Genomic DNA, 18,181 nt, shown 5'->3' with positions numbered 1-18,181 from the left:
ACGGACACAATGCCATCCATCGCGGCCTGGAGCGCGTCCTGCGCCCACGGGCAGCTTACCTGCACGCCGAAGCCCCCAAGGCATCGACAACGCAAGCGTCCTGTCGGAGAAAAGAATGCTGCATGGAACATGGCTCGCACGAGCCAGCGCATCGGAAGGGCATCATGCGCCCAGGGCCAAAACGACCCTGATCCCTACGCCAGTGGACGCAGGCTTCTGGAGTTGGCTACAGCGCTTCGCAACCTTGCCTAAGCAAAACGGCGGGCGTCGTCCTTCGACAGAACCCTCACGACCACCACGATATCTATTCATTAGATTTTAATTTTGGATTAACGGGGGACACAGCCGTTCATCTATGAGACAGCGGCTTTTCTACCATTTTTGGGGAAATCGAAGCCCTGTGTGACTTTGTGACAGGGCTTCAGGTCGACTTCGTCAGCTCTCGACATTGCGAAGACACTTGATCACTTCGCGGAGCCCGCGCGTCAGATGCTTGTCGCGCCGCATCACCATGCCGAGCTTTCGGATGAGAGGAGGGCGGACCGACGACGTCACCAGCGCGCCGGCGGTATCGCGCTTCAGCGCCAGCCCTGGGAGCAGCGACCAGCCGAGCCCGGCGGCGACAAGCTCCTTGATCGCTTCGACGCTGCCGAATTCCATCATCGGCTCGCAGCCGACGCCTGATGCCTCGAACCAGTTGTCCGTCGCAGCCCGGGTGTTGCCGCCATCATAGAGCATCAGGACCTTGTCGCGCAGGAAGGCGGCATCGGGTCCGCCCGCCGGCATGGCGCTCCCGGCCGGCGCTACGGCCAGCATCTCGTCTTCATAGAAAGGCTCGACCTCAAGCGACCGGCCGGACGCGGGGAGTGTGACGACCGCGAGATCGAGCGCGTTTGCTTCGAGTGCCCGCAGGATCTCGTCGGTATTGCCGATCCGGACGATCACCTCGAGGCCCGGCATGCTCTTCCTGACGGCCGATATGGCGCGCGGCAGCAGGTGGACGGAGGCAGTTCCGCCGCTACCGATCCTGACGCGTCCGATTGAACCTTCCCGATAAGGCGCCATCGCTTCGCTCGCTGCTTCGCATTCGGCGAGAATACGCCGCGCGTGGGCGATCAGTTCGGCACCGGCAGGCGACGGCTGCGCCCGCCTGCCGACGCGTTCGATCAGTCGGACGCCGAGCTGCTGCTCCAACTGCTTTACCTGCAGACTGACGGCTGGTTGCGTCAGGCCGATCTTCTCGGCGGCTGCGGTGAAGCTGCCGTGTTCGATGACGCTGACGAAGGTCGCAAGCTGGTCCAGATTTAGCAATAAAAGAAATCCTTATGATTTGCATTAAAACCATAATCTTCATTGGCGAGCGGAACCAGCGTTATCTCGAACGATCATCTTGATTGCAGTTTGGAGAGTGCCATGGCTGATAACGTCGGAGAACAAACGAGAACGGGCGTAGAAGCAGGGACGGCCGCCGGGCTTTGGGGGCGGGTCGTCCGCTATTTCAGGCAACTGGCTGAGAAGCGGCAGGGCCGCCGTTCACTCGCCGAGCTGACCGGCGACCAGCTTGACGACATCGGGGTCACGCGCAGCGAGGCGCGTGCGGAAATCGGCAAGTCGTGGTTCCGGGACTAGATCGAACCGATCAATTTGGCCGGGTGGCGGCACGCAGATCGCGTGCCGCGAGCTCCGTTTAGCTGTCCTGATAGCGCGCCGCGACAAGAGCCGCCACCTGATCACCGCTCAGCGCCCCGATCTGCTGGCCGGTGAAGGCTTCCAGCTGCTCGGTCGTCAGGCCGGCAATATCTTCGGTCGTCAGACCCGATAATGCCTTGGTGCTAATCGCGGCGATCTCGTCGGTCTGGAATGTACCGATTTCCTCGACCGACATCGCTCCGATCTGATCGGCGCTGAGGGCGGCGATCTGCAGGCTCGTCAACGCTGCCACCTGGTCCGAGTTCAGCGCGTCGACCTGTTCGGAGCTCAGCGCTGCGACCTGCTTTGCCGTCAAAGCGCTGATCTGGCTGGAAGCGAGACCTACGAGAGCATCGGTTGTGAGGGCACCGACCTGAGCTGCGGTGAGGGCTGAGAGGTGAGCGGTGTCGATGGCGCTGATCTGTGCGGAGACGAGGGCTGCAACCTGACCTGTGGAGAGGGATGCAATCTGCGTCTTGGTGAGAGCAGCGACCTGCGAGGAGGCCATTCCCGACAGGATGTCGGTTCCGAGACCGGCAAGTGCCTTGGTGCTGATGGCGGCGATATCGTCGGTCGAGAAGGAGGCGATATCGTCGGAGTTCAGCGCCTGCAGCTGGCCGGAGCTGAGAGCGGCGACCTGGGCACTGCCGAGGGCTTCGATCTGGGTGGAGTCGAGCGCCTGCAGCTGTGCCGAGTTCAGGGTTGCGACCTGGGTTGCGGTCAGCGCGCCGATCTGAGCGGAGGTGAGGCCGACAACCGCATCGGTTGTCAGAGCCGCGACCTGCTTTGCCGTCAGGGCGGTGATCTGCGAGCTGTTGATCGCTGCCAGCTGCTCGGAGCCGAGGACGGCGACCTGACCGGTGCCGAGGGCTGCGAGCTGCGCCTTGGTGAGGGCGGCGATCTGCGAGGAGGCCATCGTCGAGAGCGTGTCGGTCTGCAGGCCACCAAGGGCGCCGGTGCTGATGGCGGCGATCTCGTCGGTGGAGAAGGTTGCGATCTCGTCGGAGGACATGGCCGCCAGGTCACCGGAGGTCAGGGCCGCGATCTGAGCGCTCGACAGGGCGTCGACCTGCGCGGAGTCGAAGGCTGCGACCTGATCGGTGGTGAGAGCCGCGATCTGGACCTTGGTGAGGCCGGTGATCTGGTTGGTGCTGAGGCCGGCGACGGTATCGGTGGTCAGGGCGGCAACCTGCTTGGCGGTCAGGGCGCTGATCTGCGACGAGGCAAGACCAGTGATCTGCGAGGAGCCGAGGAGGTGGACCTGATCGGTGGAGAGAGCAGCGATCTGTGCGGTCTTGAGGGCCGCGACCTTGTCGCTTGTCAGCGACGAGACCTGATCGGTGGTCAATCCGGAGAGCGACTTGACGGCGATGGCGGCCACTTCGTCCGTGGTGAAGGTGGCGATATCGTCGGTCGAGAGCGATCCGAGCTGGGTAGCGCTGAGGGCGCTGACCTGGCTGCTGGTCAGGGCCGATACCTGCGAGGTGTCGAGGGCCGAGAGCTGGCCGGAGGTGAGGCCGGTGATCTGGGCGTTGGAGATGGCGGCGACACCTTCGGTGGTCAGGCCGACGATGGCGTCGGTGGTGAAGGCGGCAACCTGCTTGGCGCTAAGACCGGCGATCTGCGCGGAGGAAAGCGCACCAACCTGATCGGAGCCCATGGCCGCGACTTGGCCGGTGGAGAGCGCCGCGATCTGAGCCTTGGAGAGGGCTGCGATCTGCGAGGAGGCGAGCGAGGTGACCGTTGCGGTGTCGAGGCCCGAGAGGGACTTGACGTTGATGGCGGCGATCTCGTCGGTTGCGAAGGCAGCGAGGTCGTCGGTCGAGAGCGCCTTGACCTGGGCTGCCGAGAGCGATGCGACCTGGCTGCTGGTCAGGGCTTCGAGCTGGGTGGATTCCAGCGAGGTGATCTGGTCGGAGGTCAGAGCCGCGACCTGGACCTTGGAGAGCGAGGCAACCTGGCTGGTGGTCAGGCCGACAAGCGCATCCGTCGTCAGGGCAGCAACCTGCTTGGCGCTGAGGCCAGCGATCTGCGAGCTGTTGAGGGCGGCGACCTGGTCGGAGCCCATGGCGGCGACCTGGCCGGTTGAGAGCGCCGCGATCTGAGCCTTGGAGAGGGCTGCGATCTGCGAGGAGGCGAGCGAGGTGACCGTTGCGGTGTCGAGGCCCGAGAGGGACTTGACGTTGATGGCGGCGATCTCGTCGGTTGCGAAGGCAGCGAGGTCGTCGGTCGAGAGCGCCTTGACCTGGGCTGCCGAGAGCGATGCGACCTGGCTGCTGGTCAGGGCTTCGAGCTGGGTGGATTCCAGCGAGGTGATCTGGTCGGAGGTCAGAGCCGCGACCTGGACCTTGGAGAGCGAGGCAACCTGGCTGGTGGTCAGACCGACAAGCGCATCCGTCGTCAGAGACGCAACCTGCTTGGCGCTCAGGCCGGCGATCTGCAGTGCCCCGAGCTGTTCGGAATTCAATGCATTGACTTGATCGGTGCTCAGCGCCGCAACCTGCGTCTTCGTCAGGGCCACGATCTGTGACGAGACGAGCGTTGCAAGGGTATCGGTACCGAGACCAGAGAGTGCCTTGACCGAAATTGCGGCAAGCTCATCCGTCGTGAAGGTCGCGATGTCGTCAGCGGAGAGAGCCTTGATGTCATCGGCCGTCAGAGCGGCAATCTGCGGCGAGGTCAGCGCTTCGATCTGCGACGATTCCAGCGCGCCGAGCTGAGCCGTGCTGAGTGCTGCGACCTGAACCGCCGACAGCGCCGTGATCTGGCTTGTCTTGAGGCCGACAAGGGCATCGGTCGACAGCGCCGTGATCTGCTTGGCGCTCAATCCCGTGATCTGCGAGCTTGTCAGGGCGCCGAGCTTTGAGGAGTCCAGGGCTGTTATCTGGCTGGTGCCGAGGGATGCGATCTGCGTCTTCGTCATTGCCGCAATCTGCGACGAGGCAAGCGAGGCGATCGTGTCGGACGAAAGACCCGATAGCGATTTTACGGCAATCGCAGCGATTTCATCAGGTTGGAACGCTGCCAGGTCTTCGGCGCTCAGCGCCTTGATTTGCTCGGCCGAGAAGGCCGCGACCTGGCTGCTGGTCAGGGCTTCGAGCTGGCTCGATTCGAGCGCGGCGACCTGGTCGGTCGAGAGGGCCGCGACCTGGACCTTGGAGAGCGAGGCAATCTGGCTGGTCGTCAGGGAAGAGAGTGCGTCGGTGGTCAGTGCCGCGATCTGCCTGGCGCTGAGGCCTGCGATCTGCGAGCTCGACAGCGCGCCCAGCTGTTCCCCGACGATCCCGGCCATCTGGCTCGTGCTGAAGACGGCAATCTGCGTCTTCGTCAGCGCGGCGATCTGCAAGGAGGCAAGCGAAGCGAGTGTCTCGCTGGATAGTCCGGTCACGGATCTTGCCGCGATCGCCGCGATCTCATCCGGGCGGAACGTTGCAAGGTCTTCTGCGCTCAGCGCCTTGATCTGGTTCGCCGACAGCGCTGCCACCTGGCTGCTCGTCAGGGCTTCCAGCTGCGACGATCCCAGCGCGACGATCTGATCGGTCGTCAGAGCTGCGACCTGGGCTTTCGACAGCGACGCGACCTGGCTGGTGGTCAGGCCGGCGAGCGCATCCGTGGTCAGGGCCGTGATCTGTCTGGCACTGAGGCTTGATATCTGCGAGGCCGCGAGGGCGCCCAGCTGCTCGCCGTCAAGGGCGCCAACCTGACCTGTGGCGAGGGCCGCGAGCTGGGTCTTCGTCAAGGCGGCGATCTGCGAGGAGGCAAGCGAGGCGAATGTTTCGCTGGTCAGTCCGGAAAGGGACTTTGCCGCGATAGCCGCGATCTCATCCGGGCGGAATGCGGCCAGATCCTCGGCGGACAGAGCCTTGACCTGGCTTGCTGAAAGAGCAGCGACCTGGCTGCTGGTCAGGGCTTCGAGCTGACTGGATTCCAGCGTCGAGATCTGCTCCGAGGTCAGTGCTGCGACTTGGAGTTTGGAGAGCGATGCGACCTGGCTGGTGGTCAGGCCTGCAAGCGCCTCGGTTGGCAGCGCTGCAACCTGCTTGGCGCTCAGGCCCGCGATCTGCGAAGCCGAGAGGGCGCCCAGCTGCTCCGGTCCCATGGCCGCGAGCTGCGTGGTGCTGAGGGCCGCAACCTGCGCCTTCGTGAGCGCGGCGATCTGCGAGGAGGCGAAGCCCGCGAAGATTTCGGTCTGAAGGCCGGTAAGGGCCTTGGTGGAGATTGCGGCCAGCTCGGCGGTCGTAAATGTGCCGATATCCTCCTGGGACAGAGCTTTGATGTCGTCGGCACTCAGTGCCGAGATCTGCGCCGAGGTGAGCGCCTGGATCTGCGACGTCTCCAGCGCGCCGAGCTGTGCGGTCGTCAGTCCCGCAATCTGGACCTTCGAGAGCACGCCGATCTGGCCGGATGTGAGGCCGGTGACCGCGTCGGTGGTAATCGCGGCAATCTGCTTTGCGCTCAACGAGGTGATCTGCGAGGTGCCGATCGCGCCGATCTGCGATGCGCTGAGCAGGGCAATCTGGCTTGTCGTCATCGCCGCGAGCTGGGTGCCCTTCAATGCGGCAAGCTTGTCGGTTCCGAGCGAGGTGAGCAGTTCTTCCGAGAGCCCTGCCAGCGCCTTTATGCCAATTGCCCCCATCTCTGCTGCGGAGAAGGTTGCCAGTTCGTCCGGCGCCATGGCGTTGAGCTTTTCAGCCGACAGCGCCCCGATCTGCGTGGCGGAAAGCGCTTCGACCTGCGAGGCCGACAGGGCTTCGATCTGGCTGGCATAAAGTGCGGTGACCTGAGCGGCGGAGAGACCGCCGATCTGGCTCGCGGAAAGCACCTGCATCTGGTCGAGCCCGAGACCGACGACCGCCGAGGCCGAAATCGCGCCGATCTGGGACGAGCTCAATGCGGCGACATCTTCGGCGCTCAGGGCCGCGACCTGGCTCGAGCTCAGTGCCTTGATCTGGCTGATGCTGAGGGCGGCGACCTCGGAGGCGGAAAGTGCAGCGATCGCGGATGTCGCAAGCGACTTGATCTGCAGCGAAGAAACGATTGAGGTCATGGACGCGGGCCCCCCGGCATTAACTTATCAATATCTCATCTTCCACCCTCGGCGCTGAAACGGCCGGTTGAGCGCGGCTTGCGCTCATGGGCAGATCACCCGCATGCGCGCGCGAAAGCGCCGCGATCCAGGCGGTGGCTAGAATGCAATGCGGAACATGGCTCGCTGGAGCCGTTAGATCGAAGGGGCATCATGCGCCCGTGGCCGCGGAGCGACCGTGATCCTTGGACTATCCGGACGCAAAACGGGACCGGCAGGTAAGATCCCTCACGCTGCCTGAGCAGCATTGCGGGCGACGCGCCGGCAGGAGCCTTTGCAACTGTAGGAATATCTATTCATCAGTTTTTAATTTTGTATTAACGCTATTTGCAGGTTTTATCTGTCGGGCTGCGGATGGGAACATTCGTGGGCTTAGCGGCCCTCCCGCTCTTCTACGAGACTGGCGACGCTGCCGTCCTTCGCGGCAAACGGGGCGCGGCAATAGGTCTCTTAGACAAGAGCCGATCTACCGCCGACGAACACCAAGGTGCAATGGACCGATGCGGGATCGGACGGTATGACATTGCAATGCTCGCATAGACTGGAGACCGACATGACGCGTTGGACCGACCGCCGCATCCTTGACCTTTTCGGCATCGAACTTCCCATCATCCAGGCGCCGATGGCCGGATCGACGACAATCGAGATGGTCGTCGAGGCGGCGCGGGCCGGCGGCTTGGGCTCCCTTCCGAGCGCGCAGCTTGGCGTCGGCCAGTTGAAAGATGCATTGGTCAAGATTCGTGCGGCGACCGACGCGCCTGTTAACGTGAACTTCTTCGCGCATGTGACGCCACCGGCAGACCCGGTGGCGCAGATGCGCTGGAGGGCGGCGCTGGCTCCCTATTACGTCGAGTTTGACCTCGATCCTGCCGCGCCTGTTGCCGGCGCCGGGCGCGCGCCGTTCGATGCGGCGTTCTGCGAGGTGGTGGAGGAATTCAAGCCGGAGGTCGTCAGCTTCCATTTCGGCTTGCCCGACAACGCGCTGGTAGACCGCGTGAAGGCGACCGGCGCCAGGATCGTATCCTCGGCCACGACCGTCGCCGAGGCCCTCTGGCTGGAGGACAACGGGGTCGATGCCGTTATTGCGATGGGCTTTGAAGCGGGCGGCCATCGCGGCAACTTTCTGACGCACGACATGACGACGCAGGTCGGGACGATGGCGCTGGTGCCGCAGGTGGTCGACGCCGTGCGGGTGCCCGTCATTGCTGCCGGCGGTATTGCGGATGGGCGAGGGGTGGCGGCGGCGCTGATGCTTGGCGCCTCCGCGGTGCAAGTCGGCACCGCCTATCTGTTCTGCCCCGAAGCGAAGATACCGGCAGTGCATGCGCAGGCGCTTGCCGACGCCGGCGATGACAGCACCACCGTCACCAACGTCTTCACCGGCCGCCCCGCGCGAGGCGTCGTCAATCGGCTGATGCGCGAACTTGGTCCCCTATCGGAGAACGCGCCGGCGTTTCCGACAGCCGGTGCGGCTCTTGCGCCGATCCGGGCAAAGGCCGAGGCGGCGTCGCGGAACGATTTCACCAATCTCTGGTCGGGGCAGGCCGCGCGCCTGGCACCGAGAATGGGGACGGCGGAGTTGACCAGAACGCTCTACCAGAGCGCACTCGAGGTCATCGAGGCCCGAACGGCGCGCTAGGCGCGACCTGCGGCGCGTTGTGATCCCTATATGGTCAACGGATGACAACGCTTCCTTGCCAAGTCTACCTTTTCAGAAGTGCGGGTTTCGCGCCTTCCGCGGGCACGGTGGTCAGCGTTGCACAGCTGGACCGTGTCGTTGCGGTCTACGGCGCCGGTGGCGTGTTTGGCGAAGGCGGCCTGTCTTCCGCATTTGATGGTGCGGCGGTTTTCAAGAATTATGCGTCCGGGGCATGCTTCATCGGCGTATGGGGAGCCCGCAACGCTTCGCGCTTTCGCAGCAAGCTTCGCGCGCATATGGAAATCGCTGTCTACAATGAAGCGCCGGATGCGCGGCTCAGTTTCTGGGGAGCGGCGAAAGAACGCCCTAAGAAACCCGCGCACAAATGAAGGGCGGCCGCCTTACACCGAGGTAAGCGCCGGCGAATACGCCTTCGTCTTGTCCTAACGCGTTGGCCGAGGATGCGACCATCAAAGACGAATCTTCGGCCAAAAAAGAAAGCGCCGACAATGCCGGCGCTTTCGGATGCAGCAAGGCTTTGGCGTCGATCGTCTCGACCGACGCCTTTTGCGCTTAGCGGAGAGCGTCCGGCAGCAGCGCGCTCGTGAAGTCCTGGTAGGAGACCGGCCGCAGGAACCTGTAGATCGCCAGTGTCCCGACCGAGGTCGAGCGGCCGTCGGCGGTCGCCGGGTAGGGGCCGCCGTGAACCATGGCCGGCGACACCTCGACGCCGGTTCCAAATCCGTTCACAAGCAGGCGTCCCGCAAGCATCTCGAGCTTCGGAACGAGGCGCCGGGCTTCGGGCTCGTCTTCGCCGGCGATGTGAAGAGCGATGGTGAGCTGACCCTCCAGGCTGTCCAGCACCTGCTCGAGTTGAGCGAGGTCGCTGCAGCGAACGACCAGCCCGGCTGCGCCGAACACCTCGTCCTGCAGTTCATGGTGCGCGAGGAATGCGTCGGCCGACGTCTCGAACAATGCCGCCGTGCCTTCGAACTCGCTTCCGGATTTGCCGGCGGCGACGGCCCGAACCTCGGGATGGCGCTGCAGCCTTGCGACGCCCTCGCTATAGGCCTTGGCGATCGAGGGTGTGAGCATTGCCTGCGGCCCGACGCCGGGCAGCAATTCCGCCGCCTTGGCGATGAAGGCGTCCAGATCCTCGTTGCCGACGGCAAGGATGAGGCCGGGGTTCGTGCAGAACTGGCCGGCGCCGAGGACGAGTGACGACACGAACGAGGCGGCGATGTCGGCGGCGCGGCTCTTCAAGGCGCCCGGAAAGAGGATGACCGGGTTGATGCTGCTCATCTCGGCATAGACGGGAATGGGCTGCTTCCGGCGCGAGGCGATGTCCATCAGCGCCGTGCCGCCGCGACGCGACCCGGTGAAGCCGACAGCGCGAATTCTCGGATCGGCGACCAGCGACTGCCCGACCTCGAAGCCGGTGTCGAAAAGAAGCGAGAAGGTTCCGGGATGGAGACCGGCACTGGCGACAGCACGCTGGACGGCGCGGCCGACGAGTTCCGATGTTCCAGGATGCGCCGAATGCGCCTTGACGACCACGGGGCAACCGGCGGCGAGCGACGAGGCCGTGTCACCGCCCGCCGCCGAGAAGGCGAGCGGAAAATTGGATGCGCCGAACACTGCGACAGGTCCGACCGGGATGTTTCTCAACCGCAGATCCGGCTTCGGAACAGGCTTGCGGGACGGATCGCCGGCATCGAAACGGAGCTCCTGGAAACGCCCGGCGCGCACTTCCTTGGCAAACAGGCGAAGCTGGCCCGTCGTTCGCGCCCGCTCGCCTTCCAGCCGACCGCGCGCAAGGCCGGTCTCTGCCATGGCGCGGACGACCAGCTCATCGCCGATGGCCTCGATTTCCTCGGCGATCGTTTCCAGGAAGCGTGCCCGCGTCTCGAGGTCGGTTTCACGGTAGGAAGCGAAAGCCTCCCACGCCTGCGCAGCGGCCGCCTCGACATCGTCCGGCGACGCCCCGCCGAACGAGATCGGAAGCGATTTGCCGCTGATCGCCTCGACGCCGGAGAACTCGCCAGCCGTGCCGCGCTTCTGCGACCCCGCGATCAGCAGGCTTCCGTTGATGGTCATGTTCGATTTCCTTTTCAGATTGCAGGCACCGCATATAGGTGGTCGGCTGGCGGGTTTCACTACAAGCGGGGCGGTTTATTTGGGGGCGTTGGGTTGGTGAGGGTGGGGACAGATGGTCGTATGCCGGACACGGTTTGACGTTCACGGAGTAATTCAATCACCAGTTTACGGTTTATTGGTCCGGACGAGCTAGGACGTGAAGCGATGATCCGAGTTTGAAGAGTGTGGAGAAGGTTCTGTCAGTGCCTGTGCCCGGCACCGTCATTACCTCCTGATACGATGCACCCCTATCTACTCCCACTTCCAAAAAAGTGTGCTGTTGTGATGTGGTGACCGATTAGGGGGTCGCTTAAATGCGCGAGCCCACTAGGCGGCCTTTCGAAGACCTGCTGCTTTGAATTCAGCCATGGAAGTCTCGCACGAAGCCGCTCTGTAACCGGCTGGTCAGTGATCTCGACTTCAAGGCTCTGAAATGTGGTGCCGAAAAACTTGCGCCCGAGATTTTGCGGATCAACTTCGACGATTGACTTTGGGTCGTGTTCATCATCGAACGATATGAAAGCCGGGAATCGTCCAAAATATTGAAACGGCAATCGTCCGGAGGCCGTCGATAGCCGGATGAGATCTGCGTCGCTAAGACTACCAATGCCGCTTGTTACTCCGAGAGTCCGAAGAATTGCAGTCTCCCAAACAGAAACCAATGCGTTGGTCTCTTGATGTTCAATCGGCAAAATGAAAAAGGTGCGACCGCCCGGTAGATCGAAGATCAAAGCCTCGCCGTAAAGCCGGGTTGCGCCGCCTGCTCCAGACAGGCTGTGCTTCACACGGACATATCTGGCCTCCATGACAGTAGACGCCTGCACGAGCTTATGATCCACGTTGACCGTTGCAATGACACGATAGCGCACCACGGCAACTTCCGAGTCCGCACAACCGACCACGGGAAGAGCCGCCAACCCGGCGATAAAGCTCCGCCTCGGCAATTCATATCGAGGCTCCTTGTCGGGGATCATTTCTACTCCGCGTACTAGCGCAATGTCAGGAAGGCGCCGATTTCAGATTTAACTCTAAGCCTTGATAGGCGGGCATAAGACCAATGCGGTCGTATCGCGTATTGCGCCTAACGCTTGCTGCAAACGAGCCCCGAAGTTACTCTTTATGCGGGAATTTTAAAGGCCGAGGTTGTCATTCTTTTGAATGCTGATCTGAGCCAAAATCTGTCATAAAATGTTGAGAGAATGGTTTGTCTGATTTGAGCCGAGTGCCCGACACTCACGGATCCTGTTTTGGTGTCCAAAAGCTGGCGCTGATCTGTCCACAAGACAGCGCCGCGCCACAGAATGTCTAGAGCGGTGCCAAGCGCGAAGGCGTAGCCCACTTGTCCCTGGTCAATGCCGCGAAATGGTGGCGCACCCGACAGGATTCGAACCTGTGACCTTTGGAATCGGAATCCAACACTCTATCCAGCTGAGCTACGGGTGCATGCCTGAGGCGGTTTGAATCGCCTGTCCGATGGGTGGTTCTTAGCCTAGCTTCTCGCCAGCATCAATCTCCAAAATTGAAAAGTGCGCCGTTCTTGCAAACGGCGCACCGATTGTTGTCAGACCTGCATGGCGCCGGGGCCGGGGATGGCCTTGGGGGGCACCTTGCCGAGGATGATCATCCCGAGCACCTCGTCCTTGGTCACGTCCTCGGTGCGGGCGTGGCCGACGACCTGGCCGTTCTTCATGACCGAGACGCGGTCGGCGAGGTCGAAGACGTCGTGGATGTCGTGGCTGATGAGGAAGATGCCGATGCCTTCCTTCTTCAGCTGCTTGATCAGCTCGCCCACCTGAGCCGTCTCCTGCGGCCCAAGGGCTGCCGTCGGCTCGTCCATGATCAGGATGCGGGCGTTGAAGAGGATCGCGCGGGCGATCGCCACCGACTGCCGCTGGCCGCCCGAGAGCGCCTTCACCGGCTCCTTGAAGCGGCGGAAGTTGGGGTTGAGGCGACCCATCACCTCGCGCGTCGAGGCCTCCATGGCGACGTCGTCGAGGGTGCCCCACTTGGTGCGGATCTCGCGGCCGAGATAGAGGTTGGCGGCGGCGTCGACGTTATCGGCGACGGCGAGCGTCTGGTAGATCGTCTCGATGCCATACTTTTTGGCATCGCGCGGATTGCGTATGTCGGCCGGCTCGCCGTTGATCAGGATCTCGCCGCTGTCGCGCTTGTAGGCGCCCGACAGGATCTTGATCAGCGTGGACTTGCCGGCGCCGTTATGGCCGAGAAGGGCGACGACTTCGCCGGGGTAGAGATCGACCGAAGCATTGTCCACGGCATGGATGCCGCCGAAGGAGATCGAGATGTTTTTCAGTTCCACAAGGGGAGCGCGTTGATCAGTCATATCTAGGACTCCTCTTACTTCGACCGCGAGCGATAGACGGTGTCGAGCCAGACGGCTACGACGAGCACGGCGCCCACGACGACATTTTGTATGGGGGTATCGACGTTCGCGAGACCCATGCCGGACTGCAGCGACTGCATGACCAGAGCGCCGAGCATCGCGCCGGCGATGGTGCCGGTGCCGCCGGCAAGCGAGGTGCCGCCGATGACGGCCGCCGCGATGGTGTAGAGCTCGTAAGTCGTACCCTGCGAGTTGGCGGCGGCGTTGAGGCGGGCCGTCGAGATCGCCGCGGCAACGGCTGCCAGGAAGCCCATCAGCGCGAAGATGCGGACCGCGACCCAGCGGGTCTTGATGCCGGCAAGTTCTGCCGCTTCAGGGTTGCCGCCGATCGCGAAGACGTAGCGACCGAAGCGCAGGCGGGTGGCGATGAAAGTCATGACGATGCCGACGAGAACGGCGATCAGCACAGGCACCGCGATGCCGTAGGAGATGAAGAGCCCCGTTTCCGGCCAGGCGATACCGTTGGCTTCGGCGTATTTCTTGGCGATCGCAACCGGCCAGTAATAGATGGTCGAGACCCAGATGGCGCCGAGCACCAGCGCGCAGCCGAGAACAACAAGGAAATACTCGGCCCAGAGCGGCCGGCGCGGGAAGTTGAAGCGCTTGCGCTGGTGGCGCGAGCCGATGATGCCGACGATGATCAGCACGCAGGCGACAAGGCCGATGATCCAGCTCCATGTGGCGCCGACGGAGCCTTCGGCACCGCCGCCCATGATGCGGAAGGTGGTGTCGAGGGGGCGACCGTCTGGCCCGATGTCACGTACCAGGCAAGGCCGCGCCAGGCGAGGAAGCCGCCGAGCGTGACGATGAAAGAGGGGACGCCCAGGAAGGCGATGATGACGCCCTGGAAGAGGCCGATCAGCGTTCCGGCGATCAGGCCGCAGACCAGCGTGATGAGCCAGGTCCAGGAATTGTCGAAGCCGAGATATTGCGGCAGGAACTTCGCCTGGACGACGCCCATGATCATGGCGACGAGGCCGAGCATCGAGCCGATCGACAGGTCGATGTTGCGGGTGACGATGACGAGCACCATGCCGGTCGCGAGAACCGCGATCTCGGTGGTCTGGACCGAGAGGTTCCAGAGGTTGCGTGGCGTCAGGAAGAGCCCGCCGGTGTAGAGATGAAAGCCGATCCAGATGACCAGCAGCGCCGCGACCATGCCGAGCAGGCGCGTGTCGATCTCGGTTGCGCGCAGGAAGCGCGTGAAAGCGTTGCCCTCCGCCGAGCGCGGATGGCCCGATGAGGATTGTGTGATGTTTGCCATGGGTTTGCCGTTTCCCCCACTGTTTGGGCTCTGGCGCGGGGGCCGAAAGCCCTTGCCGAGGTGCCCTGTTCTTCAAATCGACCACCGAGAGACTTCCGAAGCGGCCGCCCGAGGGGCGGCATCGTTGCGGCAGGGAATCAAAGCGTTCGCGGTGCGTTGCGAGGCGGGGAGCGCTTCATTGGGGCTCCATCCGCATCCGGCGCCGCGGCGAGATCGCCACGGCGCCGGTGTGTTGGTTCAGCTGGCGAGGATTAGTCGCAAGCCTTGACGCTGCCGGCCTTTACGCCCTGGCAAGCTTCAGCCTTGGAGATCCAGCCGGCGTCGATGACGACGTTCAGGTTGTCCTTGGTGATTGCCTGCGGCTTCAGGAAGATCGACTGCATCTTCACCTTCTTCGGGCCGCCATCGAAGGTGGTTACACCGTCGATCTTGTCCATGGTCTTGCCGCCAGCGAGGTCGAGCGCGATTTCTGCAGCGCGCTTGCCGAGTTCGCGGCTGTCCTTCCAGACGGAAACCGTCTGGGTGCCGAGCGCGATGCGGTTCAGAGCAGCCTTGTCGGCGTCCTGGCCGGACACCGGAACGGTGCCTGCCATGCCCTGTGCGTCGAGAGCAGCCACAGCGCCGCCGGCGGTGCCGTCGTTGGAAGCAACAACGGCGTCGACCTTGTTGTTGTTGGCGGTCAGGAACTGTTCCATGTTGCGCTGCGCGTTCTGCGGCAGCCAGCCGTCGGTGTAGGCTTCGCCGACGTTCTTGATCTTGCCCGCGTCAACAGCGGCCTTCAGGACTTCCATCTGGCCGGCGAACAGGAAGTCCGCGTTCGGGTCGGAAGAAGAGCCCTTGATGAAGACGTAGTTGCCTTCCGGCTTGACCTTGAACACGCCTTCAGCCTGCAGACGACCAACTTCCTTGTTGTCGAAGGTGATGTAGAAGGCAGCGGGGTTTTCGATCAGGCGGTCGTAGCCGACGACAGGAATGCCTTCAGCAGCAGCCTTTTCGATGGCCGGGCCGATTGCGTCACTGTCCTGAGCGAGAACGATGAGTGCGTTTGCGCCCTGCGAGATCAGCGATTCAACGTCGGTGAGCTGCTTTGCGGCAGACGATTGTGCATCAGCGGAAATGTACTTTGCGCCCTTGGCTTCGAGGGCCTTCTTGATGGCGGCTTCGTCAGTCTTCCAACGTTCTTCCTGGAAATTCGACCAGGAAACGCCGACGACGAGGTCGGCAGCCATTGCGGCGGTATGCACCGATACGAGGATGGCAGCACCTGCCATCAGCTTCAAAATTGACTTCATAATGTCCTCCCGAGTGGATTGCGGCCAGCCCCAGCCAGTGGTTCCTCCGGCCGCCGCGGTTCGCTGACGAGAAGGTTCAAATTATTTTCTCGACAGTCGAGAAATTTAGTGTCAGAGATTTTTTCAACTGTCAACACCGCACTACCAGCTTAATTTTCTACGCGGAAAGGTTGCTGGAGATACGGTGTGAACGAGGGCGGAATGCAAGGGGGAGAGGGCCGGCATATATGCTGACCAAGTCGAGCACGGAGTTGGTCCGGCAGAGAAACAGCGTGCTCGTGCTGTCAGCGCTTCGCAGACACGGCGCGCTGGCGCATACCGAAATTGCGGACTTCACGAAGCTGTCCTCGGCGACGATCTCGGCCATTACCGCCGACCTGGAAAAGGCTGAGATCATTGAGAAATCCGAGCAGCAATCGGCCAGCGGGCGAGGCCGTCCGCGGGTGCTGTTTCGGCAACGGCGCGACTGCGGCTACCTGATCGTCGTGGTCATTTCATCGGACGGTGTGCAATATTCGCTGGTCGATTACGCCGGCAAACTGATCGACCGCTTCAGCGAGGAACGGTCGCATGATCCGGCGGGCGCCGAGCGGTTTGTCGCCTCCGTCCAGGAGGGGCTTGCGCGCATTCTTTCGCGCTCGAAGCTTCGCCAAGAGAAGGTGCTGTTGATCTCGATCAGCAGCAAGGGGCTGGTGCATGCGACCGACCCCGTGCTCGTCTGGTCGCCGATCTTCGGCGGCGATCAGATCGATTTCGAATCGGCTCTTCGGCCCGCCTGGCAGGCGAGGATCATCCTTGGTAACGAGACGCAGCTTGTCGCCGCAGCGCTCGGCGCGCATGAGGAGAATGCGCGGCCGGCCGAGTTCAGGTCGCTTGCGGCGCTGTCGCTCGGACATAGCATCGGTCTCGGTATTGTCAGGCGTAGCGGACCGGGGGAGCAGGAAATCTCGGCTCCAAATTTCGGACATATGCTGCACATGGCCAATGGGGCCTTTGTCGTTGCGGCAGCAAGGGGTGCATCGAGGCTTATGCCGGCTTCTATGCCATTCTGCGCATGGCCTTCGAGGTGCCGCTCGATACGATCCCGGCGAAGTTCGTGCCGGTTGCCGAGCTGGACAAGATCGCGGCGCGGGCGCGGCAGGGCCACCGGATGTCGGCCTTTGCCTTTCGGCAGGCGGGCGTGGCGCTCGGAAACGGCCTATCGCGGCTGCTCAGCCTCACCGAACGGATGCCGGTCGCGATCACCGGGCCCGGCACGCGCTACTACGATCTCCTCAGGCCGGGGATCGAGGAGGGGCTTGCCCAGTCGCACATGGTGCGGATGCAGGGCATGCCCGAGCTGCGCGTCGTGTTCGACGAACCGCTGCTGGTGTTCGAGGGCCATCTCAACCAGGCACTGTCCGTCATCGACGGCGATATTGTGCAGGGGGGCCCCGGCTAAGCCGCAGATGTCCTGCGTCGGGTGAGTGTCCTGCCGATCTTCTGTCCCTGCATCTCGATGAATTTGTGCCCCACCGCCGACAGCGCATAGACGATCGGGATGGTGATCACGATCGAGAGCAGAAAGCGCCGGAAGTCGCTGATGTCGTGCCCGTGCGCCTTGATGAGGTAGGCGATGACGGGCTGCATGACCAGCAGATGGATCAGATAGGCGCCGAAGGACAGCTCGCCGAGCTCGTGGCAGAAGCGATTGCCCATGAAATCGGAAATCCGGTTCAGCGGGTTTGCCAGCGGGCGCGGCAGATGCGCGTGGAAGATCAGCGCGAAGAAAGCGACGACGAGGCCGAGGCGCACGACTTCGCGCAGCATCGTCATGCCGCCGCCGATCGGCAGGGCAACGAAGGCCAGCGCCAGGAGGAAGTGGACGAAAGCCCTTCCGCTCGAAACGTTGAGGGCTCCCGCGAGCAGCATGCCGGCGGCGAAGACGTGCATCTTCAGCGGCAGGAAGGCCGGCATCGGGAAATTGATCCCGACGAGGCGCGTCGCCATGGCGATCGCGATGCCGGTTACAACGATGCCGATGCTGCCGCGCAGCCACCCGAGCCTGTGGATGAAGAGCATCAGGAACGGCAGGACTGCATAGAACTGCATTTCCAGGCTGATGCTCCAATCCGGCAGCGGCGTGCGGAAAGCGTGCGCCGGAGACAGGCCGAAGAGGAAGCTCACATGCAGCAGCACATTCTCGAGGCTGCCGTCCAGATAGCGTTCGGGCTGCTGCGGGGTGACCTCAAGGAAATGGTCGATCACCATGCGGCTTTCGAAAATGACGGGGCCGAGCGCAATGGCGATTGCCAGCATCACGTAATAGAGCGGCGCGATGCGGAAGAACCGGCGGGTCCAGAAATTCGACCATGTCGAGATCTCCGACCACGGCTCCTTTTCCTGGCGCAGCTGATAGTGAAACACCATCAAAAAGCCCGACAACATGATGAAGAGATCGACGCCGAGATCGGGATCGCCGATCAGCGGCAAATGCCAGCCGGTGAGCAGCATTGCGTGCCCGATCAGCACCCATAAAGCGGCGATGCCGCGCAAGCCATCGAGACTGCCAATTCGCCCCGAAGAGCCAGATACATCCGCCATCGTCTGGTTTCCCATTTATCGGAGGTTGCGATAAGTTGGCGATCTTTTGAGGGAAACCAAGTCAATAATATGAATAGCGCGCTGTAGA

Annotated in this window: 10 protein-coding genes, 1 tRNA gene and 2 pseudogenes; 4 read left to right on the top strand and 9 right to left on the bottom strand. The window is 62.8% G+C overall.

Features of this window, described 5'->3' with window-relative positions:
- Positions 1-435: 435 nt before the first annotated feature.
- Positions 436-1,311 (bottom strand): LysR family transcriptional regulator, encoded by an 876-nt coding sequence (locus FZ934_RS11010; protein ID WP_153271104.1) that lies wholly within the window; start codon positions 1,309-1,311, stop codon positions 436-438.
- A gap of 102 nt (positions 1,312-1,413) precedes the next feature.
- On the opposite strand from FZ934_RS11010, the gene FZ934_RS11005 reads away from it, so the two are divergent.
- Positions 1,414-1,629, top strand: coding sequence for a DUF1127 domain-containing protein (locus FZ934_RS11005; protein WP_153271103.1), 216 nt, complete (start codon positions 1,414-1,416; stop codon positions 1,627-1,629).
- Between the two features lie 58 nt (positions 1,630-1,687).
- Here the strand turns inward: FZ934_RS11005 and FZ934_RS11000 are convergent, their stop codons facing one another.
- Positions 1,688-6,736 (bottom strand): beta strand repeat-containing protein, encoded by a 5,049-nt coding sequence (locus FZ934_RS11000; RefSeq protein ID WP_153271102.1) that lies wholly within the window; start codon positions 6,734-6,736, stop codon positions 1,688-1,690.
- A gap of 592 nt (positions 6,737-7,328) precedes the next feature.
- Between FZ934_RS11000 and FZ934_RS10995 the strand changes: the two genes are divergently transcribed.
- Together FZ934_RS10995 and FZ934_RS10990 are read left to right on the top strand one after the other, a co-directional pair.
- Positions 7,329-8,414 carry an NAD(P)H-dependent flavin oxidoreductase gene (locus FZ934_RS10995; RefSeq protein ID WP_153271101.1) on the top strand — a complete coding sequence of 362 codons (1,086 nt, stop codon included), beginning with the start codon at positions 7,329-7,331 and terminating at the stop codon, positions 8,412-8,414.
- A gap of 41 nt (positions 8,415-8,455) precedes the next feature.
- Complete coding sequence (locus tag FZ934_RS10990) at positions 8,456-8,803, top strand: hypothetical protein (protein ID WP_153271100.1); 348 nt, start codon at positions 8,456-8,458, stop codon at positions 8,801-8,803.
- 184 nt (positions 8,804-8,987) lie between these two features.
- Here the strand turns inward: FZ934_RS10990 and FZ934_RS10985 are convergent, their stop codons facing one another.
- The 6 genes and pseudogenes from FZ934_RS10985 to xylF form a co-directional block, all read right to left on the bottom strand.
- Positions 8,988-10,511 (bottom strand): aldehyde dehydrogenase (NADP(+)), encoded by a 1,524-nt coding sequence (locus tag FZ934_RS10985; protein WP_153271099.1) that lies wholly within the window; start codon positions 10,509-10,511, stop codon positions 8,988-8,990.
- Positions 10,512-10,798: 287 nt separating this feature from the next.
- On the bottom strand, positions 10,799-11,524 hold the full coding sequence (locus FZ934_RS10980; RefSeq protein WP_153271098.1) for a hypothetical protein: 726 nt from the start codon (positions 11,522-11,524) through the stop codon (positions 10,799-10,801).
- A 392-nt stretch (positions 11,525-11,916) separates the two neighbouring features.
- Positions 11,917-11,993 (bottom strand) — tRNA-Arg (locus FZ934_RS10975).
- A gap of 118 nt (positions 11,994-12,111) precedes the next feature.
- Complete coding sequence (locus tag FZ934_RS10970) at positions 12,112-12,894, bottom strand: ATP-binding cassette domain-containing protein (protein WP_016554837.1); 783 nt, start codon at positions 12,892-12,894, stop codon at positions 12,112-12,114.
- Between the two features lie 14 nt (positions 12,895-12,908).
- A pseudogene (locus FZ934_RS10965) lies at positions 12,909-14,218 on the bottom strand (sugar ABC transporter permease).
- Between the two features lie 251 nt (positions 14,219-14,469).
- On the bottom strand, positions 14,470-15,510 hold the full coding sequence (gene xylF / locus FZ934_RS10960; RefSeq protein ID WP_065690824.1) for a D-xylose ABC transporter substrate-binding protein: 1,041 nt from the start codon (positions 15,508-15,510) through the stop codon (positions 14,470-14,472).
- Between the two features lie 227 nt (positions 15,511-15,737).
- On the opposite strand from xylF, the pseudogene FZ934_RS10955 reads away from it, so the two are divergent.
- Positions 15,738-16,951 (top strand): annotated as a pseudogene (locus FZ934_RS10955) (ROK family transcriptional regulator).
- Here FZ934_RS10955 and FZ934_RS10950 read toward each other — a convergent pair.
- Positions 16,948-18,093 (bottom strand): acyltransferase family protein, encoded by a 1,146-nt coding sequence (locus tag FZ934_RS10950; RefSeq protein ID WP_153271097.1) that lies wholly within the window; start codon positions 18,091-18,093, stop codon positions 16,948-16,950. The pseudogene FZ934_RS10955 and the gene FZ934_RS10950 overlap by 4 nt on opposite strands.
- Between the last annotated feature and the right edge of the window lie 88 nt (positions 18,094-18,181).

Source organism: Rhizobium grahamii (genome assembly GCF_009498215.1).
In the GTDB taxonomy this organism is placed as follows: domain Bacteria; phylum Pseudomonadota; class Alphaproteobacteria; order Rhizobiales; family Rhizobiaceae; genus Rhizobium; species Rhizobium grahamii_A.
This window is presented reverse-complemented; position numbering and strand designations above follow the sequence as displayed.